We start from the raw sequence: 25,744 nt of genomic DNA, 5'->3' as shown, positions 1-25,744 counted from the left end.
CATGGGTCCGGCCGTCCGCGCCGTTTTCCGCGAGCTATTGCGCCGGGAACTGGAGGAACGCTATCGCGGCAGCCTGCTCGGCGCCGCCTGGCTGTTGCTGCTGCCGCTGCTGCAGCTGGCGGTGCTGGCCTGGGTCTTCGGCGCGCTGCTGCCGGCGCGCGCCATGGGCGGCGGCGACTTGCCCTACGCGGCGTTCCTGGCGCTGGGCCTGTGGCCCTGGAACCTGCTGGCCAATGCCGTCAACCGCGGCGTCGTGGCGCTGACCGACAACGCCGCGCTGATCGGCAAGGTCACCGTGCCGCATGGTCTTTACGTGGACACCCGGGTCGCCGCCGCCGCGTTGATCGAGCTGGCTGGCTTCGCCGCCGTGCTGCTGGCGCTGTGGATATGGGGCGTGCCGCTGGACTGGACCGGCCTGCCGGCCCTGGCCGCCGGGCTGGGCGTGGTCGCGGTGCTGGCCCTGGCGCTGGCCAGGCTGCTGGCGGTGCTGCAGGTGTTCCTGCGCGACATCGCCGCGCTCACCGGCCAGCTGCTGGTGCTCGGGTTTTTCCTCACGCCGATCCTTTACGACCGCGCGCTGCTACCGGCCGAAGTTTCGCCCTGGCTGGTGCTCAACCCGATGACGGTGCCGGTGGAAAGCATTCGCGCCGGCCTTTCAGGCGGACTCGTGGACTGGCAGTCGCTGGCCGTTTGCGCCGCGTTCGCCGGACTACTGCTGGTGCTGGCGCAGTGGCTGTTGCGCCGCAGCCGCGCCCACCTCGAGGACTTCCTGTGAGCACGCCGCTGGTCGACGTCCGCGGCCTGTGCAAGCGCTACCCGGTGCTGGGCCACCGCGGCGACCGCCTGGCGGCGCTGTGGGACGTGGTGCGCGGCCGTCCGGCGCGTCGGCATGCCAGCGTGCTCGAGGATGTCGCCTTCAGCGTGCAGCCCGGTGAATCGCTGGCGATCATCGGCGAGAACGGCGCCGGCAAGTCCACCCTGCTCAAGCTGGTCACCGGCGTGCTGACGCCGACCGCGGGCACGGTGCGCACGCGTGGCCCGGTCGGCGCGCTGCTGGAGCTGGGCGCCGGATTCCATCCCGAACTCAGCGGCCGCGACAACGTGCGACTGGCGGCCGCCCTGCATGGCCTGGATGCCCGCGCCCTGGCCGGGAAACTTCCCGAAATCGAAGCCTTCGCCGACATCGGCGATTACCTGGACGAGCCGGTGAAGCACTACTCGTCGGGCATGGTCGTGCGCCTGGGCTTCGCGGTCATCGCCGCGGTGCGGCCGGCGCTGCTGATCACCGACGAGGTGCTGGCCGTCGGCGACGAGGCCTTCCAGCGCAAATGCATCCGCTGGCTCGACGACTACCTGGCCAGCGGCGGCACCTTGCTGCTGGTGTCGCACTCGCTCTACCACGTGCGCAAGCTGTGCCGGCGCGCGCTGTGGCTGCAGGACGGCAAGGTCCGGGCGCTGGGCGACGTTTTCGACGTCAGCCAGGCCTATGAAGCGGCGCAGGCGGAAAAATCCGCCGGCGAGGTCGCCAGCGAAACCGCCGTGCAGCCGCGCCTGCCGGGCGAAATCAGCCTGCAGTCGTTCCGTCTGCAGGGCGACGACTCCCACGAGGCGGTGACGCTGGGGCAGGGCGCCGGCCTGGCCTGCGACCTGGTGCTGCACAGCCGCGACGGCCGTGCGCCGGTGGCGATGCTGGGCTGGCTGCACGCCGACGGCACGCCGGTCTACGGCGTCAGTTCGGAAATGGACGCCGTCGCGCCGGAGCCGCTGGGTGACGGGCACTTCGCCTTCCATGTGGATTTCGATGCATTGCCGCTGCTGCCCGGCCGCTACCGTCTGCGCGCCGTGGCCCTGGACGCCGAAGGCCTGCGCCTGTTCGACCAGCGCGAGCGCGAAGTGGTGGTCCGCGGCGAGTCCCGCGAATTCGGCCTGGTGCGGTTGCAGCACCGGTGGGGCAGGCCATGAGCCCGCTGCCGACCGTCATCGTGCCCATCCACAACGCCTTCGAGGCCGTGGATGCCTGCCTGGCCTCGCTCGACCGTACGCTGCCGGCCGGCAGCAAGGTGCTGCTGGCCGACGACGCGTCCACCGACCCGCGCATCAGCCCCATGGTGCGCGGCTGGTGCTATCGCAGCGCCCTGGACGCCCGCTATGTCCTGCGCGAGCAGAACCTGGGCTTCCCCGCCAACTGCAATGCCGCCTTCGCAGAGACTGGCGATGCCGACCTGGTGTTGCTCAATTCAGACACCATCGCCACGCCCGGCTGGCTGCAGCAGATCGCCCGCTGCGCCGACCGCGACCCGCGCATCGCCACCGTCACGCCCTGGTCCAACAATGCGGAGATCTGCAGTTTCCCGCGTTTCTGCGAAGCCAACCCGGTGCCCGAACACCCCGACAGCGTGGCCGAAGCCGCTGCGATGACCCTGGAGCCGGACCTGGCCGAACTGCCCACGGCCGTGGGCTTTTGCATGTACGTCCGGCGCGCCGCGCTGCGCCAGCTGGGCGGCTTCGACGCGGCCACCTTCGGCCTGGGTTATGGCGAGGAAAACGACTTCTGCCTGCGCGCCGCCGCCATGGGCTGGCGCAACGTGCTGTGCGAAACCGCTTACGTGGTGCACCAGGGCAACGCGTCCTTCGGACCACTGGACATCGCCCCCAACGGCGACAACCTGGCCCGGCTGCTGGCGCGCTGGCCCGATTACAACGAACGCGTGGCCCGGTTCATCATGGCCGACCCGCTGCGTCCGCACCGGCAGCGCCTGCAGGAGAACCTGGAAAAACTCGCGCGTTCAGGCCCGCAGCGCGACCTGTTCGGCTAGCATCTGCCCATGTCCGAACACCCCGTCCTGCCGTTCACCGGCGAGCGCTACACGCCCGAGCGCGGCCTCGAGATCGCCTACGAACACTGGCACCGCTACGCCCTGGCGCGCCCGCTGGCCGCCGGCCGGCGCGTGCTCGACGCGGCCTGCGGGGAAGGCTACGGCAGCGCCCTGATGGCCCATGCCGGCGGCCAGGTGCTGGGCCTGGACCTGGACGCCGGTGCCGTCGGGCATGCCCGGGCGCGTTATGCCGGCGTGCCCGGCCTGGCTTTCGAACAGGCCGATGCCACCGCCCTGGACCACCTGGCCGACGCCAGCTTCGACCTGATCCTGAGTTTCGAAACCCTCGAGCACGTGCAGGCCCAGGAGCGGCTGCTCGACGGCTTTGCCCGCCTGCTGGCCCCCGGCGGCCTGCTGCTGGTGTCCACGCCCGACAAGCGCGTGTACACCGACCTCACCGGCGAAGTGAACCCGCACCACGTGCGCGAGCTCTACCGAGACGAGTTCGAGGCCCTGCTGGCGGCGCGATTCCCGGCGCGTCGCCTGTTCGGGCAGAAGCTGCTGTTCCAGTCGGTGTTGTGGGACCTGGCCGGGCGCGGCGCGGCCGACGCCAGCACCGCCACCCCGGAAGGCCTGCGGCCCGGCCTGGCCTACGAACCGATGTACCTGGTCGCCGCCTGCGCCCGCGAGCCGCAAGTCCTGGCGGCCCTGCCGGCGCTATCCCTGCACGGCGACCTGGCCGAAAGCGTGTACGCCGACTACCGCGACGAAGTGCGCCGCAACCGCGCCGCCGCCGCCCACATCGCCCACCTCGAGGGCGAGCTGGCCCGACTGCGGGGCGACCCGTGAGCCAGCGCACCGTACCCCAGGGCGCGCTGGATTTCGGTGCCCGCGACGTCGGCGTGGTGGTGGTGACCCATGCCAGTGCCAGCACCATCGAGCGCTGCCTGTCAGCGCTGCTGGCGGCCCGGCAGGTGATGCGCATCATGGTGGTGGACAACGCCTCGGGCGACGACACCTGCGCGATCGTCGAGCGCCTCGCCGCCCGCGACCCACGCATCGGCCTGGTGCGCAACGACGACAACCGCGGCTTCGCCGCCGCCTGCAACCAGGGCGCGACCGCCATCGCCCAGCCCTGGATCGCCTTCGTCAATCCCGATGCCTTCGTCGAACGCGACACCCTGGCCCGCCTCGCCGAAGTCGCGATGGCGCGCGCCGGTGCCGGCCTGCTGGGCGTCGAGCACCGCGACGAAACCGGCGTGCCGGACCCTGCCTCGCGCCGCAGCGATCCCTCGCTGCGCGAGCAGCTTTTTTCGTTCGGCCGTCGCGACAACCTGTTCATGGGTCGCGACCCCGGGCAGGACGTGCAGCCGGTGGACGCGGTGTCGGGCGCGCTGATGTTCCTGCCGGCGGTGCTGTTCGTGCGCATCGGTGGGTTCGACGACGGCTACCGCCTGCACGCCGAGGACCTGGACCTGTGCCGCCGCGTGCGCCAGGCCGGTTACGAGGTGCTGGTGGTGAACGACCTGGCCGTCACCCACCTGCGCGGCGTGTCCAGTCGCCGCCGCCCGGCCTGGGTGGAATGGCAGAAACACCGGGGCATGTGGCGCTATTTCCGCAAGTTCGAGGCGCAACAGACGCCGATGTGGTTGCAGCCGCTGCTGTTCCTGGCGCTGTGGCTGCACCTGCCGCTGACGTTGGCCCGTAAGCTATGGCGATGAACCGCAAGCCCGCCCGCAGCATCTATCTCGCCCACCTGGACATCGTGCACGGCTGCCAGCTGCGTTGCCTGGGCTGCCCGAATTCGATCCTGCAGCCCAAGATCAGCCAGGTGCCGGAAGCGGACTTTGCCGCGATCCTGGCCAACATCGACGTCGACCGCATCCATTTGCTGCGCCTGTTCAACTTCGGCGAACCGCTGCTGCACCGCAATCTTTCCGGCCTGCTGGCGCATATCCCGAAGCAGCGCTGGACCGTGGAGCAGGTCGAACTCTCGACCAACGCGCAGAAGGTCTACTGGGACGATTTCGAAAAGGCGATCGCCGGCGGCGTGCTCAGCCGCATCATCGTCAGCTGCGACGGCGACGGCACGCCGGAGGAATACGAACGCCTACGGCCGCCGTCGCAGTGGTCGAAGCTGGAAGAATTCCTCGAGCGCACCAAGGCGCTGTGCGACAAGCACGGCCAGGACATCGAGCTGCGCACGATGACGGTGTGTGAAGACGAAGCCTCGCGCGAGCGCTGGAATGCCTTCCTGCTGCCGCGCGGCTGGACGCCGCGTTTCCGGCGCTGGATGTGGCTGCCCGAATCGAGCCAGAACCTCACCGGCCGCGATCCGCAGCCGGGCCAGGGCGTCTGCCTGTTCATGGCCGACCCGGCGGAATTCACCGACCACCCCTGGGACGGGGAAGTGAACCAGTTGTACATGGACGCCGACGGCACCGTGGTGCCCTGCTGCGTGCATCCCCAGGCCGGCATCCTGGGCAACCTGCGCGAGCAGTCCTACAACGAGGTGCTGGCGGGCGCCGCCCGCGCCGGCTTCGTCAACGAGCTGCGCGACAACCGCGCCGGCATGCGCATCTGCGGCGGCTGCGAAGTCGGCCCCGCCGGCGCCGCCGGCCCGCCGCAGGACGCCGCCCTCGACGGCGGCAACAACTAAGCCCGAACCCCTGTAGGAGCGCCTTCAGGCGCGAATCCCTCATCGGGCCACTGTGGGAGGGACGTCAGCCCTAAAACGTTAATACCGCGTGAAAGCGGCCACCCGCCATATGAACGGCGGATAAATCCTGCTAGGTTCCGGATTACTTTGCGACGGACAGCACACTTTCGTGCCCGCCGCGTCCCTGTCCAGTGGAGGACCTTCGTGAACAAGCTGACCCGCAATCTGCTCTGCACTGCCGTTGCAATCGCGTTCTCGGGCGCGGCCCTGGCTGCCCAGCCGGACGCCGATCGCTACATCGTCAAGTTCAAGGATGGCGCCCGCGGCAACGTCGAGAACGCCGTCCGCGCCTCCGGCGGCAGCGTCAAGTTGCAGATTTCGGGCATGAACGCGATGGCCGTTTCGGTTCCCGCGGCCGCGCTCAATGGCCTGCAGAACAACCCGAACATCGAATACGTCGAACAGGACCACCCGCGTTACCTGATGGCCCTGTACAACGACGACGCCGGTGACCCGACGACGTCCCAGCTCACTCCCTACGCGATCTACCAGTCGCAGGCCAACCAGGTCGCGCTGAACCTGGCGGGCGCCAAGAAGGTCTGCGTCATCGATTCCGGCCTGGCTTATTCGGGCCAGGGCGAGACGGGCGGTCCGAACATGGACTTCTCGGACAGCAACATCACCGGCAGCAACGACAGCGGCACCGGCAACTGGTTCCAGGACGGCGGCCCGCACGGCACCCACGTCGCCGGCACCATCGCGGCGCTCGACAACGGCTTCGGCGTGGTCGGCATGGCGCCCGGCAATCCGCTGCATATCGTCAAGGTCTTCAACGAGGCGGGCTGGGGCTATTCCTCCGACCTGGCCAACGCGGCGTCGAAGTGTTCGCAGGCCGGCGCGAAGATCATCTCCATGAGCCTGGGCGGTGGCGGCGCCAACAGCACCGAGCAGACGGCGTTCGACCAGTTCACGGCCAATGGCGGCCTGGTCATTGCCGCGGCGGGCAACGACGGCAACAGCGTTCGTTCCTATCCGGCCGGCTACAAGTCGGTGATGATGATCGGCGCGAACGACGCCAACAACCAGATCGCGGACTTCTCGCAGTTCCCGTCCTGCACGGTCACGACGGGGCGCGGCCGCAACGCCAGCACCGAGACCCACGACGGCTACTGCGTGGAAGCGACGGCCGGCGGCGTGGACACGCTCTCCACCTATCCGGCCGGTGGCGCCACGCTCTCCACGCTCGAGGCCGACGGCAGCGGGTTTGCCTCGTCGGCCATGGAAAACGTCGGCTCCGCCTCCGGCGCCACCTTCTTCATGGGCACCGCGGAGTCGACGGCCGCCGGCGCGGCCGGCCGGATCTGCGTGATCGACCGCGGCGTGATCTCCTTCCACGACAAGGTGAAGAACTGCCAGAACTCCGGCGGCATCGGCGCAATCGTCATCAACAACGAGGCGGGCATGCTGTACGGAACGCTCGGCACCGCCAACACCACCTCGATCCCGGCGGTGGGCGCCGCGCTCGAGGACCGCGGCTCGCTGGTGGGTTCGGCCTCCGCCTCGATCAGCATCGGTGCCAGTGACTACGGCTACATGAGCGGCACCTCGATGGCCACGCCGGGCGTGTCCGGCGTCGCGGCGCTGGTGTGGTCGAATCACCCGACCTGCACCGGCACGCAGATCCGCGACGCCCTCAAGGCCACGGCCGCGGACGCGGGCGCGGCGGGCACCGACGTCTACTTCGGCTACGGCATCGTCAAGGCCAAGGCGGCAAGCGACTTCCTGGCCGCGAACGGTTGTGGTGGTGGGAGCGAGCCGCCGCCGCCCGCGGGCGCCCCGAGCGATCTCAGCGGCTCGGTCAGCAAGCGCGGCAAGAACTACAACTACAGCCTGTCCTGGAACGGCGGTGGCGCGACGGTGGACATCTTCCGGAATGGCAGCAAGATCGCCACCGAAAGCAATTCCGGTCGCTTCAGCGAGAACCTGGGCGCCACCTCCGCGAGCTACCAGGTGTGCAATGCCGGTACCGCCACCTGCTCGGCGAGCATCATCGTCGCGTACTGAGTCACCAACGGCGATTCGTTCCACGGAAGGCCCGCGCGAGCGGGCCTTCTGCATTGGCTGCCCTGCTGCATCTCCGTGTGCGCGTCGTGGTCGAACTGCCGCGATTACCGCCCCTGGTCCGGGCCCCCGATCAAGCCTTCCATCGCCGCGACCAGTTCGCGGCATCGCAGCGTATCCAGGGCGTCCGGGTGGGGTGGCGCGAAGCAGCCGGAATCGTTGTCGAAGTACAGGCCGTTCGCTTCCGCGAACTCGTCCGACAGGGCCGCACGCACCAGGACGTCGGCGCCGGTGCGCAGGTCGCCACCTTCCACGCCGAAGCCTTCCCGGACCATCTTGCTGCCAAGCATCGAGCCAGGGTTGACGGCAACGACCACCGGCCCCGCCTTGCCGAGCGACAGGGCCAGGTGCCGCGACCACTGTGTCAGCGCCAACTTGCTTTGTGCATAAGCGGCCATGTCGTCCAGCCGGACATTGCCGGCGAGTGCCGCCGGATCGACGCGCGCCTGGGCGGCCGAAGACAGGTTGACCACCCGGCCGCCGTTGCCCAGCAGTGGCAGCAGGCGGCGGGTCAGCAGCCAGGGCGCAATCGTGTTGACGACAAAGCGTACGTCCAGCCCCGCGTCGGTACGCGGCGACGGCGTGCGCAGGACTCCGGCATTGTTGACCAGTACATCGAGTCGCTCATGCCGTGCGGCGACCTCGGTCGCCAGCTCTTCGACCGCGTCGAGCCGCGAAAGGTCTGCAAGGAAAGTCCCGATCCGGCCGGCGCCGGGCAGGGACGACAGCATCGTCCGCGCCGACGCCAACTTCCCGGCGTCGCGGCCGTGCAGCAGCACTTCATGGCCGCGGGACACCAGCTGCCGGGCGGTCTCAAGGCCGATGCCATCGGTGGAACCGGTGACGAGTATCGTCCGCGCCATCAGGCCTGCACCTCCACCACGACCTTGCCGATCGCCTGGCCGCTGCCCAGCCGGTCGTAGGCGGCGCCCACCTCTTCGAAGGCGAATCGCTGCGGGTCCAGCAAGGGCTTGAGTCCACCGGCGTCGATGATGGCGGCGAGCTTGCCCAGGATCTCGCCATGCGATTCCCGATGCCGGTCGTGGAGCATCGGGATGAGCATGAACACCACGTGCAACGACAGCCCCTTGAAGTGGGCCGGTGCCAGGTCCAGCTCGAGCAGGGACACGGTGGTGGCGACCTGGCCATTCAGGGCCGCCGCTTCGAAGGAGTTCGCGAGATTCGCGCCGCCCACCGAGTCGAAGACCACGTCGAAGCCGGCGCCGCCGGTATGCCGCGCGACATAGTCCGCCACCGGTTCCCTGAGGTAGTCGATCGGGGTGGCGCCGTAGGATCGGATTATCGCGGCCTGTTCTTCGCCGCCACCAGTGGCATAGACCTCGGCGCCGGCATGGCGCGCGAGTTGAACAGCGACATGGCCGACGCCGCCTGCGCCCCCGTGCACCAGCACCTTCTGGCCGGCGCGGATGCCGGTGCGCTGCAGCCCTTCCCAGGCCGTGATAGCCACCAGCGGAAGTGCCGCAGCCTCACGCATCGAAAGCGAGGCAGGCTTGCGGGCGATGAGCCGGGTATCGGCCACCATGGCTTCCGCCAGTGCGCCCTGCAGGTCGGCCAGGCCGCCGGCGCAGCCGTATACCTCGTCGCCGGGAACGTAATCGACGACGCCTTCACCCACCGCCTCGACGGTGCCCGCGAAGTCCATGCCGAGCACCGCGGGCAGGGCCGGTGCGAACGGCAGCTGGGTGCCCATGGCACGAATCATCGTGTCGACGGTGTTGATGCTGGTGGCGGCGACGCGCACCCGCACGTGGCCGGCCGCGGGAGCCGGCTGGGGCAGTTCGGCGGCCTTGAATCGGGTGTCGGCACCGTAGGCATCGAGGACCATGGCTTTCATCTGGGTTCTCCTGGGGTGGGGGTCAGTTCGACCGTCGCCTTACGATAAGGACCCACAAAAGCGGTAAAAAGCACCTAGAATTGATTCGATAATTCGGAAAATGGATATAAAGCCATGGATACCGAAAGCATCCGGCTCTTCGTGCTTGCGGCGGACAAGCTCAACATCAGCGCGGCAGGGCGCGAACTGGGCATGGCGCCGGCAGTGGCGAGCGCGCGCCTGGCCAAGCTGGAAAAGGCGCTGGGCGCGGACCTGCTCAAGCGCTCCACCCGGAAGGTGACGCTTTCGCTGGAAGGCGCGGAATTCCTGCCCTACGCGCGGGAGATCCTGGCCCAGGAAAACGCGGCGCTGGCCGCGCTGGGCCATGGCCACCTGACCGCGTCGGGCACGCTCAGGTTCACGGCGCCCAGCACGTTCGCGCAGCTGTACATCGCGCCGGTGCTTCCGACCTTCCTGGCATTGCATCCGGGCATCAGCCTGGACCTGAGGCTGACCGACATGCCCTTCGACCTGATCCAGGGCAGCTTCGACCTGGCCCTGCGCAACTCGGCGCTCGCCGACACCAGCCTGAAGGCGCGCAAGCTGGCCGACGACACCCGTATCCTGTGCGCGTCGCCCGGTTACCTGCGACGCCACGGCGTGCCGGGCCACCCCGATGATCTGGCCGGCCACCAGTTGATCGCCTTCAAGGAGCCGGTGGCCCTGCCGCTACGCGGTCCCGGCGGCGCAGCCGGGCAATTCAATCCACGTGGGGCCGGCTGCCGCCTGGTCATGGACGACGGCCTGAGCCAGAAGGTCGCCACGCTGGCCGGGGCGGGCATCTCGGTGAATTCGCTGTGGAGCGTGCACGCCGAATTGCTCGACGGCTCGCTGGTGCGCGTACTGCCGGACTTCACGGTCGACACGCAGGCCGCGCTCTGGCTCGTTTATCCCAAAGCCAACGTCCTGACCGCGAAGGTCAGGATATTCATCGATTTCCTGCTCGAATACGTCGGCAGCAAGCCGGTCTGGACCGTGCCGACGTCTGCGACGGGTCGCCAGGCTACTTGAGGGCCTTGTAGCGCAGGCGGTGCGGGCCGGCGGCCTCGTCGCCGAGGCGGCGGCGCTTGTCTTCTTCGTACTCGCGGTAGTTGCCCTGGTAGAACTCCACGTGCGAGTCACCCTCGAAGGCCAGGATGTGGGTCGCGATGCGGTCCAGGAACCAGCGGTCATGCGAGATGACCATCGTGCAGCCCGGGAACTCCAGCAGCGCATCTTCCAGCGCGCGCAGGGTTTCGATGTCCAGGTCGTTGGACGGTTCGTCGAGCAGCAGCACGTTGCCGCCCTGCAGCAGGGTCTTGGCCATGTGCAGGCGGCCGCGTTCACCGCCCGAGAGCGTGCCCACCAGCTTCTGCTGGTCCTGGCCCTTGAAGTTGAAGCGGCCGATGTAGGCCCGCGACTGGATCTCGACGCCGTTGATGTTGAGGATGTCCGAGCCGCCCGACACCGCCTGCCAGACGTTGAGGTCGCTTTCCAGCGAATCGCGCGACTGGTCCACGTAGGCCAGCTTCACCGTCGGGCCGATGTTGATCTCGCCCGAGTCCGGCTTTTCCTGGCCCGTGAGCATCCGGAACAGCGTCGACTTGCCCGCGCCGTTGGGACCGATGATGCCGATGATCGCGCCGTTGGGCACCGTGAAGTTCAGGTTCTCGAACAGCAGCCGGTCGCCGTAGCTCTTGGACACGTCCTTGAACTCGATCACGTTGTTGCCCAGGCGCTCGCCCGGCGGGATGAAGATCTCGTTGGTTTCGTTGCGCTTCTGGTAGTCGACCGCCTGCAGCTCTTCCAGGCGCGCCAGGCGCGCCTTGCCCTTGCTGCGGCCGCCCTTGGCGTTCTGGCGCGACCACTCGAGCTCGCGCTGCAGCGCCTTCTGGCGCGCCTTTTCCTGCGACTCTTCCTGCTTGAGGCGGTCCGACTTCTGCAGCAGCCACTCGCTGTAGTTGCCCTTCCAGGGAATGCCGCGGCCGCGGTCGAGTTCCAGGATCCACTCGGCGGCGTTGTCGAGGAAGTAGCGGTCATGGGTGACCGCCACGACGGTGCCCGAATAGCGCGCCAGGAACTGTTCGAGCCATTCCACCGACTCGGCGTCGAGGTGGTTGGTCGGTTCGTCGAGCAGCAGCATGTCGGGCTTGGACAGCAGCAGGCGGCACAGCGCCACGCGGCGCTTCTCGCCGCCCGACAGCGGGCCGATCACCGCATCCCAGGGCGGGATGCGCAGCGCGTCGGCGGCCACTTCCAGCTGCTGTTCCAGGGTGTGGGCGTCGCCCGAGGCCAGGATCGCCTCCAGGCGCTCCTGTTCCTTGGCCAGCTTGTCGAAGTCGGCGCCTTCTTCGGCGTAGGCCGCGTAGACCTCGTCCAGGCGCGCCTGCGCCTGCAGGATGTCGCCCACGCCTTCTTCCACCGCCTGGCGCACGGTGTGCTCGGGATTGAGGCGGGGTTCCTGCTCGAGGTAGCCGACCTTGATGCCCGGCTGCGGTCGCGCTTCGCCGGTGAAGTCGGTGTCCACGCCGGCCATGATGCGCAGCACCGTCGACTTGCCGGCGCCGTTGAGGCCCAGCAGGCCGATCTTGGCGCCGGGGAAGAAGGACAGCGAGATGTCCTTGATGATCTGCTTCTTCGGCGGCACGGTCTTGCTGACGCCGATCATGGTGTAGATGTATTGCGACATGGGGTTTCCCGGTACAAAGCCCGCCGGCGCGCGCTTGGCGCGGAGCCGGGCGGGGGTGGGGCCACGCCTGTGGGCGCGGCCGGTCCGTCGATCGGAGGGTGCGCCATTATCGCTGAAACGGCGCCTGGCCTGAACTGCCCGCGTTTTGCCATTTCGCTGCCGTTGCAGCGCCCGATCCGCCTGTTCCCATGCCCTTGGCCGCACTGGGCGGCATCAAACGGGGGATCGCGCCATGCGCATCGGATGGAAACTGGCCCTGGTCGGGCTGCTGCTTGTATTGCTGCTGCTGCCGCTGGCCCTGCTCGACGGCCTGGTGTCGGAGCGCCAGCAGCGCGGTCGCGAAGTCGCCGCCGAGATCGCCCGCGCCACCGCCGGCGAACAGGCCCTGGTGGGGCCGCTGCTGCTGGTGGAGGCCGAACACCGGACCGAACGACGCCGGGTGGTGAACCGCGGCGGCCAGATGAGCGAGGAAACCGAGGAATCGCTGCAGCCCGTCCATTACCTGGTCGGCCCCGAATCCCTGGACATCGAGGCCAGCCTTACCACTGAGAAGCGCGGACGCAGCCTGTTCAGCGTGCCGGTGTACCTGGCCTCCCAGCAGATCACCGGCCGGTTCCGGCACGTGGCGCCGCCGGTGGACGTCGGTGAGCTGCGACCCCGCCGCGCCTGGCTGGTCCTGGGGCTGGGCGACAACCGCGGCGTGCGCCGCATCGGCGTGACGCTGGCCGGCCGGGCCGCCACCGTCGAACCCGGCTCGCGGGTGGCCTGGCTGGGCGAGGGCCTGCACGTGCCGGTGCCGCTGGCGGCGCTGGACGGCGAATTGCCGTTCGCGGTGGACCTGGCGCTCGCGGGCACCGGTTCGCTGGCCTGGGCGCCGGTGGGCGACGAGAACAGCATCCGCCTGGCCGGCGACTGGCCGCATCCGGGCTTCGAAGGCCACCACCTGCCGGACCAGCGCGAAGTCGGCGAAGCCGGCTTCAGCGCCCGCTGGGCGGTGTCGCGGCTGTCGAGCCGGGTTTCGCAGGCGCTGGCCGACTGCGGGCCGACGGACGGCGCCTGCAGCGGCGTTTTCGAGGGCGCCTTCGGGCTGCGGCTGGTCGAGCCGGTGGACCGCTACCTGATGACCGAACGGGCGATGAAGTACGCGCTGCTGTTCCTGGGCCTGGTGTTCGGCGCGGTTTTCCTGGTCGAGGCGCTGGCCGAGCGGCCGGTGCACTTCGTCCAGTACGGCCTCACCGGGCTGGCGATGGCGATGTTCTACCTGCTGCTGCTGTCGCTGTCCGAACACGTGGGCTTCGGCCCGGCCTATGCGGCGGCGGCGCTGGCCTGTTCGACCCTGCTGGGCTACTACCTGGCCGGGGTGCTGGGCGGCCGGGGCCGGGGAATCGGCTTCGGCCTGGGCCTGGCCGGCCTGTATGGCCTGCTGTACCTGCTTCTGCGCTCCGAGGACCATGCCCTGCTGGTCGGCAGCGGGGTGCTGTTCGCGGCCCTGGCGAGCGTCATGGCGCTGACCCGGCGGGTGGATTGGCACCGCCTGGGCCGCGCCTGAGGGCCGGGGCCGGCGCCGGGCCGCCCGATGGGCCCGGCGCTGGCCGCAAACCCCTGTCGGGGCTACAATTTCGCGCTTGAAAGCCATTCAAGGAAGCGCGCCCCGATGTTTGCCAAGGACATGCAGATCGCTGGTTACGACGACGACCTGGCCCGGGCCATCGCCCAGGAAGCCCAGCGCCAGGAGGACCACGTCGAACTGATCGCCTCGGAAAACTACGCCAGCCCGCGCGTGCTGGAGGCCCAGGGCAGCGTGCTGACCAACAAGTACGCCGAAGGCTACCCGGGCAAGCGCTACTACGGCGGCTGCGAATACGTGGACATCGCCGAGAAGCTGGCGCTCGAACGCGTCAAGCAGCTCTTCGGCGCCCACTACGCCAACGTGCAGCCGCATTCGGGCTCGCAGGCCAACGCCGCGGTCTACCTGGCGCTGCTGCGGCCGGGCGACACCATCCTGGGCATGTCGCTGGCCCATGGCGGCCACCTCACCCACGGTGCCAAGGTCAACTTCAGCGGCAAGATCTTCAACGCCGTGCAGTACGGCGTCGACGAGCAGGGCCTGATCGACTACGACGAAGTCCAGCGCCTGGCCACCGAGCACCAGCCCAAGATGCTGGTCGCCGGCTTCAGCGCCTACTCCCAGGTCATCGACTGGGCGCGCATGGCCGAGATCGCCAAGTCGGTCGGCGCGTTCTTCTTCGTGGACATGGCGCACGTGGCCGGCCTGGTCGCCGCCGGCGTCTACCCGAACCCGCTGCCGCACGCCGACGTGGTCACCTCCACGACCCACAAGACCCTGCGCGGCCCGCGCGGCGGCATCATCCTGGCCCGGGCCAACGAAGCGCTGGAGAAGAAATTCCAGTCGCTGGTGTTCCCCGGCACCCAGGGCGGCCCGCTGATGCACGTCATCGCCGCCAAGGCGGTGGCCTTCAAGGAAGCGCTCGAGCCCGGCTTCAAGGACTACCAGCAGCAGGTCGTCAGGAACGCCCAAGCCATGGCCAAAACGATGATGGCGCGTGGTTACAAGATCGTCTCCGGCGGCACCGAAAACCACCTGATGCTGATCGACCTGATCGGCCGCGACGTCACCGGCAAGGACGCCGAGGCCGCACTGGGCGCTGCCCACATCACCGTCAACAAGAACGCCGTGCCGGGCGACCCGCGTTCGCCCTTCGTCACCTCGGGCCTGCGCATCGGCACCCCGGCGGTCACCACGCGGGGCTACAAGGAAGCCGAGTGCGTGGCGCTGGCGAACTGGATGTGCGACGTGCTCGACGCGCCCACCGACGACAACGTCATCGCCGGCGTGCGCGACAACGTCACCAAGCAGTGCCGGGCCTTCCCGGTCTACGGATAAACCCACCCGGATGCATTGCCCCTTCTGCCAGCACAGCGACACCCGCGTGATCGACTCACGCGTGTCCGACGACGGCAGCACGATCCGCCGTCGCCGCGAGTGCGAGGCCTGCAACGAACGTTTCAACACCTTCGAGACCGCCGAGCTCAAGCTGCCGGCCATCGTCAAGAGCGACGGCCGGCGCGAAGCCTTCGACGAGCGCAAGCTGCGGGTCAGCTTCGACCGGGCGCTGCAGAAGCGGCCGGTGTCGGCCGAGGAAATCGACCTCGCGGTGCGCGGCGTCATCCATGCCCTGCGCCTGAGCGGCGAACGCGAGCTGCCGTCGCTGCGCGTCGGCGAGTTCGTGATGGCCGAGCTCAAGAAGCTCGACCAGGTGGCCTACGTGCGCTTCGCCTCGGTGTACCGCAAGTTCGAGGACGTGCAGGCCTTCCGCGAGGAGATCGAGCGGCTCGAACGCGACCTGCCGGGCCTCGAGGGCCTGCAGTTGCCCTTGCTGGAAGCGGCGACGGACAAGGCCAAGAAGTGAACGCGCACGACCACGCCCACATGGCCCGCGCGCTGCAGCTGGCCGAACGCGGCGTGTTCACCACCAAGCCCAACCCGGTGGTCGGCTGTGTCATCGCCGACGGCGGCCGCGTGCTTGGCGAGGGCTGGCACGAACGCGCCGGCGAGCCCCATGCCGAAGTGATGGCGCTGCGCGCCGCCGGGGGCCGCGCCGCCGGTGCGACCGCCTACGTCACGCTCGAACCCTGCGCCCACCATGGCCGCACGCCACCCTGCGCCGACGCGCTGGTGGCGGCCGGCGTGACCCGCGTGGTCGCGGCCTGCCGCGATCCTTTCTACCAGGTGGCCGGGCAGGGCTTCGCCAAGCTGGCGGCGGCCGGCATCACGGTCGAACATGGCCTGATGGAAGCCGCGGCGCGGCACCAGAATCGCGGCTTTTTCTCCCGCATCGAACGCGGGCGACCCTGGGTGAGGGTGAAGCTGGGCATGAGCCTGGACGGGCGCACCGCGCTCGAGGACGGCAGCTCGAAGTGGATCACCTCCGACGCCGCGCGCGCGGACGTGATGCGCTGGCGCGCCCGCTCGGGCGCCATCATGACCGGCATCGGCACGGTGCTGGCCGACGACCCGCGGCTGACGGTGCGCCTGGCCACCGACGAGGCCTTCGTGCCGCCGCTGCGGGTGGTCCTGGACGAACGCGGCCGGCTGCCCGCCGCCTCCGGCCTGTTGACCGACGAGGCCGCGCCGACGCTGGCGGTGCACGGCGACGACGTGGTGCCCGACTACGGCGACAACGTGGACGCCTTCGCGGTGCGCCGCGCCGGCGCGGGGCTGGACCTGGGCGCGGTGCTGTCGCAGTTGGGCCAGCGCGGCGTCAACGAACTGCAGGTCGAATCCGGTGCCACGCTGGCGGGTGCGCTGGTGGCCGCCGGCCTCGTCGACGAGCTGCTGCTCTACGTCGCGCCGGTGTTGCTCGGCGACCGCGGCCGCCCACTGCTCGCCGGCGTGACGCCCGCCACCATGGCCGACCGCATCGGCCTGCGCCTGCTCGAAACCCGCCAGATCGGCCCCGACCTCCGCCTCCTCCTCGGCCCCTGACCCCCGGACCTCCGGACCCCGGACGCCTGGCCCCTGTAGGAGCGCCTTCAGGCGCGAAGCTTTTGCCTTGTGTTTCCGCAAGCCGGGCTTGGAGTCGTGGTGCCTACGCGGGTGGAGGCAGCGTGCAGTCGCCCTGGCCGACACGCCGCAAGTACCTCCATGTAGGCTCTTCGTCGACGTCCTTGTCTCCGAAGGTCGGCCAGGGCGACTGCACGCTACCTCCTCGAAATGACGTCGTGGCCGCCGGGCAAGCAGCGGGGAATTGACGTCGGAAACAGGTACCGGCCCCCGATCACTGGCGCGCGCCAGGCACTTCGACGCGAAGCGTCGGGCTGGCAACCCGCGGCCCGTGATTGAAGTGGGAGCGTCGTCGTGCACGCTATGTCCTCGACGAAGCGGAAGGCAGGATGCCTGCAGCGTCCGGCCGTGAGCTGGTCATGGATGACGCTTGCGACCGGCCGGGCGGCGAGGACGTAGCGTGCGCGGCGGCGCCTCCGACAAAGGCAGCACGGGCCGCTGTGCCTGCCTTATGGGCAGGGCCAAGGGCTCGGGACTGAAGTCCCTCCCACAGGGACGGGAAGCTTCGCGCCTGAAGGCGCTCCTACAGGGGTGGGGGCCTTGGGGGCATGGGGACGGACTGTTGCAGGGCGCGGGGCCGCGTCTGCTGGGGAGCCCGCGTACAATGGCGGGCTCCCGGCACGGGCCGGATTTCGGGTGTTGCGATGTTCACGGGATTGATCCAATCGGTGGGACGGCTGCTGGCGCGCGAGCCGCGTGGCGGCGACCAGCGGCTGCGTTTTGGCTGGGGTGGCCTGGGCCACGACGACATCGCCCTGGGCGAGTCGATCGCCGTGAACGGCTGCTGCCTGACGGTCGTCGCCTTCGACGGCGAGGGCTGGGACGCCGATGTCTCCAATGAAAGTCTCGCGCACACCACCCTGGGCCAGCTGCCCGTAGGCGCGGCCGTGAACCTCGAACGTTCGCTGCTGCCGACCGATCGCCTCGGCGGCCACCTGGTCTCGGGCCACGTCGATGCCGTCGGCCGCGTCGAGAAAGTCTGGGACGACGGTCGCAGCCAGCGCTGGCGTTTCGCCGCGCCGGCGTCGGTGCTGCGCTACGTCGCCGTGAAGGGATCGATCGCCGTCGACGGCACCAGCCTGACCGTCAACGCCGTCGATGCCCGGGGGTTCGAAGTGAACCTGGTGCCACACACCGTCGCCCACACCGCCTTCGCTGAAACCAGGGCGGGTGACGACGTCAATCTCGAGGTCGACACCGTCGCCCGCTACGTCGAACGGCTGCTGGCCGCGCGCGAGGAATCCGCATGAGTTTCGCCCCTGTCTCCGAACTGCTCGAGGAAATCCGCCAGGGCCGCATGGTCGTGGTAGTGGACGACGAGGATCGTGAAAACGAGGGCGACCTCATCATGGCCGCCGAGCTGGTCAAGCCGGCCGACATCAACTTCATGGTCACCCACGCCCGCGGCCTGGTCTGCCTCTCGCTCACCCGCGAACGCTGCCGCCAGCTCGGCCTCGGGCCGATGGTGCGCGACAACAATTCGCCGTACCACACCAATTTCACCGTCAGCATCGAAGCCGCCGAGGGCGTCACCACTGGCATCAGCGCCTACGACCGCGCGCACACCATCCGCACCGCCGTGCGTCCCGACGCCGCGGTCGAGGACCTGACCCAGCCCGGGCATATCTTCCCGCTGATGGCCCAGCCCGGCGGCGTGCTCACCCGCAGTGGCCATACCGAAGCCGCCAGCGACCTGGCCCTGCTCGCCGGCCTGGAACCGGCCGGCGTGCTGGTGGAGATCCTCAACCCCGATGGCTCGATGGCGCGCCGGCCGGAACTGGAGAAGTTCGCCGCCGAGCATGGCTTGAAGATCGGTTCGATCGAGGACCTGATCCGGCATCGGCTGGAAACCGAGCACACGGTCGAACGCGTCGACGTGCGCGACATCCCCACCGCCTACGGCGACTTCAGCCTGGTCACCTACCGCGACCGGCTCAGCCGCGACCTGCATTTCGCCCTGGTGCGCGGCCAGCCCCGGGCCGACACGCCCACCCTGGTGCGCGTGCACGTGAAAAACCCGCTCTCGGACGCCCTGCACTGGCAGCGCGCCGATTTCGGCGTCGCCACCGGCGACGCCCTGGCGGCCGTGGCGGAGGCGGGCGAGGGCGTGGTGGTGGTGCTGTCCGAACCGATGGGCCCGGACGACCTGCTGGCCCGCATCACCGAGTCGGCAACGCCCGAGCCCCCGCGTGCGCGCGAGTGGCGCCGCAACGGCGCCGGTGCCCAGATCCTGCACGACCTGGGCCTGGGCAAGCTGCGCGTGCTGGGCACGCCGCGTCGCCAGGTCGGCCTGGCCGGATTCGGCCTGGAAGTGGTCGAGTACGTGGAGGGGGGACGGGCGCGGTAAACTGCCGGCCTTTCCTCCCACAAAGCCCCCCATGGCCCACTACGAAGGCGACGTCCGCAGCCCCGCTTCGGCCCGTTTCGCGATCATCGCCAGCCGCTGGAACCCGCGCATCACCGATGCGCTGGTGGACGGTGCCCGCCGCGCCTTCGCCGGCAACGGCGTGGCCGACGAGGCCGTGGACGTGATTCGCGTCCCGGGCGCCTGGGAGCTGCCGGTGGCCGCCGCCAACGCGCTCGACCGCGTCGGCTACGCCGGCCTCGTCTGCCTGGGCTGCGTGGTGCGCGGCGATACCCGCCATTTCGAACAGGTCGCCGACGAATGCGCCCGTGGCCTGATGCGCGTCGCGCTCGACACCGGCGTGCCGGTGGCCAACGGCGTGCTGGCGGTGGATGGCTACGCCGACGCCGAGGCGCGTGCCGGCGGCGCCCACGGCAACAAGGGCGAAGAAGCCGCCCTGGTGGTGATCGAGATGGCCAACCTGATTGGAAAACTGGCATGAAGCATCCCAGACTCGACGGCGTTGACCCGCAGGCGCGCTCGCGCGCCCGCCGCCGTGCCCTGCAGGCGGTCTACGCCTGGCAGATGTCCAACACGGCGATCACCAAGGTGATCGACCAGTTCCGCAACGAACAGGACATGGAGATCGCCGACGTCGAATACTTCGAGGACCTGGTCCGCGGCGTCCACACCCACCTGGCCTCGCTCGACGAGGCGCTGGCGGTTTTCCTGGATCGCGAAATCGACCAGGTCGACCCGATCGAGCGCGCGGTGCTGCGCATCGCCGCCTACGAACTGCGGCATCGCATCGACGTGCCCTACCGGGTGATCATCAACGAGGCCATCGAGACCACCAAGCGTTTCGGGTCCGAGCACGGCCATACCTTCGTCAACGGCGTACTCGACCACGCCGCCGCCGACTGGCGCACGGCCGAGGCGCAGGCGCCGCGCCGGTCCTGATGCCGGGCGAATTCGCCCTGATCGACCGCATCCGCGACCGCGCCGGGCGCCGCGACGACGTGGTCCGGGGCATCGGCGACGACGCCGCGGTGCTGGCCCTGCCGGCCGGCCACGAACTGGTGGTGACCTGCGACACCCTGGTCGCCGGCGTGCATTTCCCCGAAGAAACCCTGCCCGCCGACATCGGCTACAAGGCCCTGGCGGTGAACCTGAGTGACCTGGCCGCCATGGCCGCCGCGCCGGCCTGGTGCACGCTGGCGATGACCCTGCCCGACAGCGACGACGCCTGGCTGGACGATTTCCTCGACGGATTCCTGGCGCTCGCCGACGAGCACGGCGTGTCCCTGGTGGGCGGCGACACCACCGCCGGCCCGCTGACGATCACGGTCACCGCGCACGGCCTGGTGCCGGCGGGTCAGGCCCTGCTGCGTTCAAGCGCCCGCGCCGGCGAAGACATATGGGTGACCGGTACGCTCGGCGACGCCGCCGGTGCACTGGCGCAGTGGCGCCAGCGCGGCCCGGCTTCGGCGAAACTGCGCTACCGCCTAGACCGGCCGACGCCGCGCGTGCAGGCCGGCGTGGCGCTGCGCGGTCTGGCCAGCGCCGGCATCGACGTCAGCGACGGCCTGGCCGCGGACCTGGGCCACGTGCTCGCCGCCAGCGGCGTCGGCGCCCGGGTCGACCTGGGCCGCTTGCCGTGTTCGCGCACGCTGGCCGATCACTTCGAGGAAAACCGCCGCTGGGAACTGCAGCTTGGCGGCGGCGACGACTACGAAATCTGTTTCACCGCGCCGGCCGCGAACGCGCTGGCGATCGAACAGGCGATGGCGGCACTGGACCTGCCGGCGACCGTCGTCGGCCAGCTCGAGGCCGAGCCGGGGCTGCGCCTGCTCACGCCCGAGGGCGGCGCCTGGTCGCCGCCGGCCACCGGCTACCAGCATTTCCAGGGCGGCCACGCGTGAGCCGCTTTCCCGAAGGCGCCCGCCGCCGCCTCATGACGCATCCCTTGGGCTGGATCGCCGCCGGTTTCGGCAGCGGCTTTTCCCCCAGGGCGCCGGGCACGGTGGGCAGCATCGTCGCGCTGCTGCCGTGGTGGTTCTTTTTGAAGGACCTGCCGCTGCCGGCCTACCTGGCGGTCGTCGTCGCCGGCTTCGCGCTGGGCTGCTGGGCGGCGCACTGGGTCATTGCCGAAACCGGGATCGAGGATCCCGGTGTCGTGGTCTGGGACGAGTACGTGGGCGTCTGGATCGCCCTGCTGGCCGCGCCTGCCGGCTGGCCCTGGGTGCTGGCCGGCCTGGTGTTGTTCCGGATCTTCGACATCGCCAAGCCCTGGCCCGTCGGCTGGGCCGACAAGAAATTGCACGGCGGTTTCGGTGCGATGCTCGACGATGCCCTGGCCGGGCTCTATGCACTGGGCTTGCTGCAGCTGGCGGTTTGGTTTCTAAGCCAACGCTGAAGCGCTCAAGGCCCCATCACTGACGAAACCCGCGCGCGCAGGGCGGGCACGACCTCGGCGTCGAACCAGGGATTGTGTTTGAACCAGCCCGTGTTGCGCGGGCTGGGGTGGGGCAGGGGGAAGACGCGTGGCGCGTAGTCGCGCCAGTGCTGCACCGTTTCGGTCAGGGTTTTCCGGCGCGTTTCGCCCAGGAAATGTGCCTGCGCGTATTGCCCGATCGCCAGCACCAGTTCCACCTGCCCGAGCAGCGGCAGCAGGCGCGGGTGCCAGGTCGCGCGACATTCGGGTCGCGGCGGCAGGTCGCCCGAGGCCCCGCGGCCGGGATAACAAAACCCCATCGGCACGATCGCCACCTTGGTTTCGTCGTAGAAATCCGACTTGTCCATGCCCAGCCAGCCGCGCAGGCGCACGCCGCTGGCGTCGTCCCAGGGAATGCCGCTGCCGTGCACCAGCGTGCCCGGCGCTTGCCCGACCACCAGCAGCGTCGCGGTTTCGCTGGCGCGCAGCACCGGTCGCGGCCCCAGCGGCAGGCTGGCTTCGCAGAGGCGGCAGGCGCGGATCTCGCCCAGCAGCTGTTCGAGCGCGCTGCGCGGCCGGCTCATGGCTGGCCTTCCGGGGAGGCCGGCAGCACCTTGCCGGGATTGAGGATGCCGGCCGGATCGAACTGGGACTTGATCGCCCGCATCAGGCCCAGCGTGGCCTGGTCGAGCGAGCGCGCCAGCAGCTCGCGCTTGACCAGGCCGATGCCGTGTTCGCCCGACACTTGCCCGCCCAGTGCGATGACCGTGTCGAAGATCGTTTCCAGGGCGGCGTCGGCGCGCCTGGCCTGGTCGGCGTCCGCGGGGTCGTAGAGGATGTTGACGTGCAGGTTGCCGTTGCCGGCATGCCCGAAACAGACGATCGGCAGCGCGTGCAGTCCGGCGGCCGTGCGCACCGCCGCCACCAGCGCGGGCAGCCGCGACACCGGCACCACCACGTCTTCGTTGATCTTGCCCGGCGCGAGCGTGCGCAAGGCCGGCGAGAGCGCCTTGCGCGCCGCCCAGAGCCGGGTTCGCGCGGCCTCGTCGGGTGCGGCCTCCACCGACAGGCAGCCTTCGCCGCCGGCGGCCTGGCGCAGGGCCGCGACGGCGGCGTCGAGCACCGCCTCGTCGCCGTCGGCTTCGATCATCAGCAGGGCGCCGGCATCGGCGGGAAGCTCGGCGCCGCCGACGTCGCGCGCCAGGCGGACGCAGTCGCCGTCCATGAATTCGAGCATCGAGGGCGTGACCGGCTGCGCCATCAGCCGGGCCACGGCCGCGGCGGCGGCCTCGACGTCGGCATAGATCGCACGCAGGGCCAGCCGCTGCGGCGCCAGCGGCGTCAGCTTCAGGGTCGCTTCGACGATCAGCGCCAGCGTGCCTTCCGAACCGATCAGCAGGCGGGACAGGTCGTAGCCGCTGGCGCCCTTGGTGGTCGCCGCGCCGAACTCCACCAGCGCGCCGGCGCCGGTGACGGCCTTGAGCGCCAGCACGTTGTCGCGTGTCGCGCCGTATTTCACCGCCCGCGGCCCGCCGGCATTGCAGGCCAGGTTGCCGCCGATGGTGCTGAAATTGGCGCTGGTCGGGTCGGGCGGCCAGAACAGCCCGTGCGGCGCCAGCGCGGCCTGCAGGTCGCCGTTGAGCAGGCCCGGCTGCACCACCGCGACGCGGTCGCCGGGCCGGATGGCCAACACCTGGTCCATGCGTTCGAACGACACCACCAGCGCGTCCTCGCCAGGCACCGTGGCGCCGGTGGTGTTGGTGCCACGGCCGCGCGCCACCAGCGGCAGGCCGTGGTCGCGGCACAGGCCCACCAGGGCCTGCACCTGGGCGGCGTCCGTCGGCAGGGCCACCGCCAGCGGCAGCCCCTGGCGCCGGGAATTGTCGTAGCCGTAGACCAGCCGCTCGGATTCATCGACCAACAAGCCGCCGGGCCCCAGCAGGGTCCGCAACTCGTCGGCAAGGACGGCAGGCAACTCGGTCATGGGGCGATGGTAGTTGAGTTCGGCTGCCGAGGGGCGGCAGCGGACCTAGACGTCGTCGAGCGTGAATGCAGCCGGCTGCCAGTCGGTTCCGTTGGGCGAGCAGGCGACCACGTCGAAACGGCAGGGCGCATCGGCCAGTGCGGGCTGGCGGGCGAGCCAGGCGCGGGCGGCGAGCACGATGCGGCGGCACTTGCGGCGATCCACAGACGCCAGGCCACCGCCGAAATGCACGTGCCTGCGATAGCGCACTTCGACGAACACGACGAAATCACCGTCGCGCATCACCAGGTCGATTTCACCGAAGCGATAGCTGACGTTGCGCGCCAGCGTGCGCAGGCCTTCGCCTTCCAGCAGCTGGCGCGCCGCGTCTTCGGCGGCTTCGCCGACGCGGCGTCGGTCAGGGCGTGCCGGCATCCGACGGCGTCGCACCGTCGTCGGGATAAAGCGCACCGTCCGGCGCCGGGCGCGGGCGACCGCCGCTGAAGACCGCCCACGCCGGCTGCCGGCGAACCTGGCCGGTGGCGTCGAGGGTGAGGTCGCCGGTGGCGCCGCGCACCTGCGCGCCCGGGTCGGACACCAGCTTGTCCAGGTGCACGGCCAGCTTCCAGGCATCGATGCCGAACGCGAACAGGCGGGCACCGCCGCCCTGCGCGCTGGGCAGGGTATTGCCCAGGGTGTCGGCATCGGGCAAGCCGCCGCGAAGGCCGATCAGCCAGGGCAGTTCCGGGTACTCGATGCCGTCGAGTTCGACGTCCATGCGCAGGTTGGCGCCCGAGAGGATCTGCGAGGTCGCCACGCGCGGCACGCCGGCCAGTCCGGCCGGTTCGACCTGGCTGGCCAGCAGGCGCGCCTCGGCGGCCTTGAGGCTCAGGAACAGGGCGTCGGGGCGCAGGCCGCCGGCCGACTGCACGGCACGCTGCAGGTCGGGCACGTAGTCGGGATTGTCGGCGCGCACGCTGACTTCGCCGATGACTTCGCCGCCACGTTCGCGCAGGTGGTCGCGGAAGGCGGACAGCGCGCGCTGCGAGGTCTCGTCGGCCTGGGCCACCACCAGCACCCGGCGCAGTCCGCGCTGGAGCAGGCGGTCGGCGGCGGCGACGCCTTCGTCTTCCGGCGCCAGCGCGTAGCTGGCGCTGCCGGGCGTGGTCGGGTGCGTGCCGCGGTTGAGCGCCACCGTGGGCAGCGACAGTTCGGGCATGGCGAAGAGCGCGTTCACTTCGTCGCGCGACAGCGGGCCCACCAGCATCTGGGCGCCGTCGCGGGTGGCCTGCTGCAGGGCCGCCGCCAGGCCGCCCGGGGCGCCGGTGTCGTAGAAGCGCAGGGACGGGCGACGGCGGGATTCGCCGTAATAGCCCGCCAGCATGCCGTCGCGCACGGACTGGCCGGCGGCGGCCAGCGGTCCGCTCAGCGGCAGCAGCGCCGCCAGTCGTTCCGGCGGCCGGTAGCCGTCGAATTCAGCCGGCGGCAGGGCGTCCAGGCCCGGCGTCGAGCCGGTGCGGTCGTAGGGGCGCGGCAGCGGCAGGCCCCGCTGCGACAGCGCGCGGCCGGCATAGGCATACAGCGGATGGCCCACCGGCAGGGCCGCGGCCTTGGCCGACAGCGTCTGGTCGGATTCGGCGGAAAGCAGCCCGACGATCCGGCCGACGGTCGCCAGGCGGGTTTCGCCCAGCTGGCGCGTGGCCAGCCAGGCCAGGTCGGCGGCGGCATCGAAGCCCCGGCCCTGGCGCTGCAAGGCATCGGCACGCAGGCCGTGCCAGCGCTCGGCGTAGGCGTCGGGCACGGCGTCGCGGCGCTGGCCGAGCAATTCCAGGGCCGCGCCTGCCTGGTTGGCTTCAAGCCGGAAGCCGGCATTGAGCAGGTCGTGCACGAGCACGTCGCTGCCATCGAGCCGTCGCCGCGACGCATTCGCCCAGGCCGAGCGCGCCGCCTCGCCCTCACCGGCCAGCTGGTGCTGCCAGGCCGCGCGCAGCCAGTTGCGCGCGCTGGCGTCGCCGCGGGCCAGGTTCGCCTGCTGCGCGTACGCGCGGGCCGCTTCGGCGTGCCGGCCTTCGTCGGCGAGCTGCGACGCGGCGGTGGCCGGTGCGCTCGCCGCCGGGGCGCCGGGATCGCGCTGCACCGAAACACTGGCACAGCCGGCGAGCAGGGCAAGGGCCAACAACAGCAGGGCGGTTCGAAGCATGGTCGGGTTCCGGGTTCGTGGCCGGTAAGATGATACCCGGTGCACACGGAGGGCGCGGTC

Annotated in this window: 25 protein-coding genes; 18 read left to right on the top strand and 7 right to left on the bottom strand. The window is 70.2% G+C overall.

Annotation, left to right across the window (positions count from 1 at the left end; all coding sequences use genetic code 11):
- Nucleotide 1 precedes the first annotated feature (1 nt).
- The 7 genes from N788_RS11435 to N788_RS11405 all read left to right on the top strand — a co-directional run bounded on the left by N788_RS11435 (nucleotide 2) and on the right by N788_RS11405 (nucleotide 7,539).
- Nucleotides 2-775 (top strand): ABC transporter permease, encoded by a 774-nt coding sequence (locus tag N788_RS11435; RefSeq protein ID WP_034225170.1) that lies wholly within the window; start codon nucleotides 2-4, stop codon nucleotides 773-775.
- Nucleotides 772-1,962 (top strand): ABC transporter ATP-binding protein, encoded by a 1,191-nt coding sequence (locus N788_RS11430; protein WP_034225169.1) that lies wholly within the window; start codon nucleotides 772-774, stop codon nucleotides 1,960-1,962. The genes N788_RS11435 and N788_RS11430 overlap by 4 nt, the downstream gene beginning before the upstream one ends.
- Nucleotides 1,959-2,816, top strand: coding sequence for a glycosyltransferase family 2 protein (locus N788_RS11425; RefSeq protein WP_034225167.1), 858 nt, complete (start codon nucleotides 1,959-1,961; stop codon nucleotides 2,814-2,816). Before N788_RS11430 ends, N788_RS11425 begins: the two co-directional genes overlap by 4 nt.
- 9 nt (nucleotides 2,817-2,825) lie before the next feature.
- Nucleotides 2,826-3,665, top strand: coding sequence for a class I SAM-dependent methyltransferase (locus N788_RS11420; RefSeq protein ID WP_051924604.1), 840 nt, complete (start codon nucleotides 2,826-2,828; stop codon nucleotides 3,663-3,665).
- Nucleotides 3,662-4,537: a glycosyltransferase family 2 protein gene (locus N788_RS11415; protein ID WP_244444127.1), complete on the top strand. Its 876-nt coding sequence runs from the start codon at nucleotides 3,662-3,664 to the stop codon at nucleotides 4,535-4,537. Before N788_RS11420 ends, N788_RS11415 begins: the two co-directional genes overlap by 4 nt.
- Nucleotides 4,534-5,475, top strand: coding sequence for a radical SAM/SPASM domain-containing protein (locus tag N788_RS11410; protein WP_034225165.1), 942 nt, complete (start codon nucleotides 4,534-4,536; stop codon nucleotides 5,473-5,475). Before N788_RS11415 ends, N788_RS11410 begins: the two co-directional genes overlap by 4 nt.
- A 204-nt stretch (nucleotides 5,476-5,679) precedes the next feature.
- Entirely contained in the window at nucleotides 5,680-7,539 is a 1,860-nt protein-coding gene (locus N788_RS11405) for a S8 family serine peptidase (protein WP_211250721.1), read from the top strand.
- 104 nt (nucleotides 7,540-7,643) lie between these two features.
- On the opposite strand, the gene N788_RS11400 is transcribed toward N788_RS11405, so the two are convergent.
- Both N788_RS11400 and N788_RS11395 read right to left on the bottom strand, forming a co-directional pair.
- On the bottom strand, nucleotides 7,644-8,459 hold the full coding sequence (locus N788_RS11400) for an SDR family NAD(P)-dependent oxidoreductase (RefSeq protein WP_034225163.1): 816 nt from the start codon (nucleotides 8,457-8,459) through the stop codon (nucleotides 7,644-7,646).
- Entirely contained in the window at nucleotides 8,459-9,451 is a 993-nt protein-coding gene (locus tag N788_RS11395; RefSeq protein WP_034225162.1) for a zinc-dependent alcohol dehydrogenase family protein, read from the bottom strand. Before N788_RS11395 ends, N788_RS11400 begins: the two co-directional genes overlap by 1 nt.
- Nucleotides 9,452-9,565: 114 nt before the next feature.
- On the opposite strand from N788_RS11395, the gene N788_RS11390 reads away from it, so the two are divergent.
- Nucleotides 9,566-10,501 carry a LysR family transcriptional regulator gene (locus N788_RS11390; protein ID WP_034225161.1) on the top strand — a complete coding sequence of 312 codons (936 nt, stop codon included), beginning with the start codon at nucleotides 9,566-9,568 and terminating at the stop codon, nucleotides 10,499-10,501.
- Here the strand turns inward: N788_RS11390 and ettA are convergent.
- The gene (ettA, locus tag N788_RS11385; protein WP_034225160.1) at nucleotides 10,494-12,158 is read right to left on the bottom strand and encodes an energy-dependent translational throttle protein EttA; all 1,665 of its coding nucleotides are present in this window, start codon (nucleotides 12,156-12,158) and stop codon (nucleotides 10,494-10,496) included. The two genes, N788_RS11390 and ettA, sit on opposite strands and share 8 nt — an antisense overlap.
- 232 nt (nucleotides 12,159-12,390) lie before the next feature.
- Between ettA and creD the strand changes: the two genes are divergently transcribed.
- The 10 genes from creD to N788_RS11335 all read left to right on the top strand — a co-directional run bounded on the left by creD (nucleotide 12,391) and on the right by N788_RS11335 (nucleotide 21,503).
- Nucleotides 12,391-13,707, top strand: a complete 1,317-nt coding sequence (gene creD / locus N788_RS11380; protein WP_034225158.1) for a cell envelope integrity protein CreD — start codon at nucleotides 12,391-12,393, stop codon at nucleotides 13,705-13,707.
- A 105-nt stretch (nucleotides 13,708-13,812) separates the two neighbouring features.
- On the top strand, nucleotides 13,813-15,063 hold the full coding sequence (gene glyA / locus N788_RS11375; protein ID WP_034225156.1) for a serine hydroxymethyltransferase: 1,251 nt from the start codon (nucleotides 13,813-13,815) through the stop codon (nucleotides 15,061-15,063).
- 10 nt (nucleotides 15,064-15,073) lie between these two features.
- A complete protein-coding gene (gene nrdR, locus N788_RS11370) occupies nucleotides 15,074-15,589 on the top strand; it encodes a transcriptional regulator NrdR (protein WP_034225153.1) in 516 nt (171 codons plus the stop codon).
- A gap of 20 nt (nucleotides 15,590-15,609) precedes the next feature.
- The gene (gene ribD, locus N788_RS11365; protein ID WP_034225256.1) at nucleotides 15,610-16,665 is read left to right on the top strand and encodes a bifunctional diaminohydroxyphosphoribosylaminopyrimidine deaminase/5-amino-6-(5-phosphoribosylamino)uracil reductase RibD; all 1,056 of its coding nucleotides are present in this window, start codon (nucleotides 15,610-15,612) and stop codon (nucleotides 16,663-16,665) included.
- 722 nt (nucleotides 16,666-17,387) lie between these two features.
- Nucleotides 17,388-17,993 carry a riboflavin synthase gene (locus N788_RS11360; protein ID WP_034225151.1) on the top strand — a complete coding sequence of 202 codons (606 nt, stop codon included), beginning with the start codon at nucleotides 17,388-17,390 and terminating at the stop codon, nucleotides 17,991-17,993.
- Entirely contained in the window at nucleotides 17,990-19,090 is a 1,101-nt protein-coding gene (gene ribB / locus N788_RS11355; protein WP_034225144.1) for a 3,4-dihydroxy-2-butanone-4-phosphate synthase, read from the top strand. The genes N788_RS11360 and ribB overlap by 4 nt, the downstream gene beginning before the upstream one ends.
- A 31-nt stretch (nucleotides 19,091-19,121) precedes the next feature.
- Nucleotides 19,122-19,589, top strand: a complete 468-nt coding sequence (ribH, locus tag N788_RS11350; RefSeq protein ID WP_034225142.1) for a 6,7-dimethyl-8-ribityllumazine synthase — start codon at nucleotides 19,122-19,124, stop codon at nucleotides 19,587-19,589.
- On the top strand, nucleotides 19,586-20,047 hold the full coding sequence (gene nusB, locus N788_RS11345; RefSeq protein ID WP_034225140.1) for a transcription antitermination factor NusB: 462 nt from the start codon (nucleotides 19,586-19,588) through the stop codon (nucleotides 20,045-20,047). Before ribH ends, nusB begins: the two co-directional genes overlap by 4 nt.
- Nucleotides 20,047-21,009 (top strand): thiamine-phosphate kinase, encoded by a 963-nt coding sequence (gene thiL / locus N788_RS11340; RefSeq protein ID WP_034225138.1) that lies wholly within the window; start codon nucleotides 20,047-20,049, stop codon nucleotides 21,007-21,009. Before nusB ends, thiL begins: the two co-directional genes overlap by 1 nt.
- A complete protein-coding gene (locus tag N788_RS11335) occupies nucleotides 21,006-21,503 on the top strand; it encodes a phosphatidylglycerophosphatase A family protein (RefSeq protein ID WP_034225136.1) in 498 nt (165 codons plus the stop codon). Before thiL ends, N788_RS11335 begins: the two co-directional genes overlap by 4 nt.
- A 5-nt stretch (nucleotides 21,504-21,508) precedes the next feature.
- Here N788_RS11335 and N788_RS11330 read toward each other — a convergent pair whose 3' ends face one another.
- The 4 genes from N788_RS11330 to N788_RS11315 are packed head-to-tail and all read right to left on the bottom strand — an operon-like array spanning nucleotide 21,509 to nucleotide 25,684.
- The gene (locus N788_RS11330; RefSeq protein ID WP_034225134.1) at nucleotides 21,509-22,105 is read right to left on the bottom strand and encodes a uracil-DNA glycosylase family protein; all 597 of its coding nucleotides are present in this window, start codon (nucleotides 22,103-22,105) and stop codon (nucleotides 21,509-21,511) included.
- Nucleotides 22,102-23,505 (bottom strand): FAD-binding oxidoreductase, encoded by a 1,404-nt coding sequence (locus tag N788_RS11325; protein ID WP_034225132.1) that lies wholly within the window; start codon nucleotides 23,503-23,505, stop codon nucleotides 22,102-22,104. Before N788_RS11325 ends, N788_RS11330 begins: the two co-directional genes overlap by 4 nt.
- Nucleotides 23,506-23,550: 45 nt before the next feature.
- Nucleotides 23,551-23,919, bottom strand: coding sequence for a YraN family protein (locus N788_RS11320; protein ID WP_034225130.1), 369 nt, complete (start codon nucleotides 23,917-23,919; stop codon nucleotides 23,551-23,553).
- Nucleotides 23,903-25,684, bottom strand: a complete 1,782-nt coding sequence (locus tag N788_RS11315) for a penicillin-binding protein activator (RefSeq protein ID WP_051924603.1) — start codon at nucleotides 25,682-25,684, stop codon at nucleotides 23,903-23,905. The genes N788_RS11320 and N788_RS11315 overlap by 17 nt, the downstream gene beginning before the upstream one ends.
- Nucleotides 25,685-25,744 lie beyond the last annotated feature (60 nt).

The organism is Arenimonas donghaensis DSM 18148 = HO3-R19, from assembly GCF_000743535.1.
GTDB lineage: Bacteria > Pseudomonadota > Gammaproteobacteria > Xanthomonadales > Xanthomonadaceae > Arenimonas > Arenimonas donghaensis.
The sequence above is the reverse complement of the archived record's forward strand: the minus strand, read 5'-3'. Positions and strand labels throughout refer to the sequence as shown.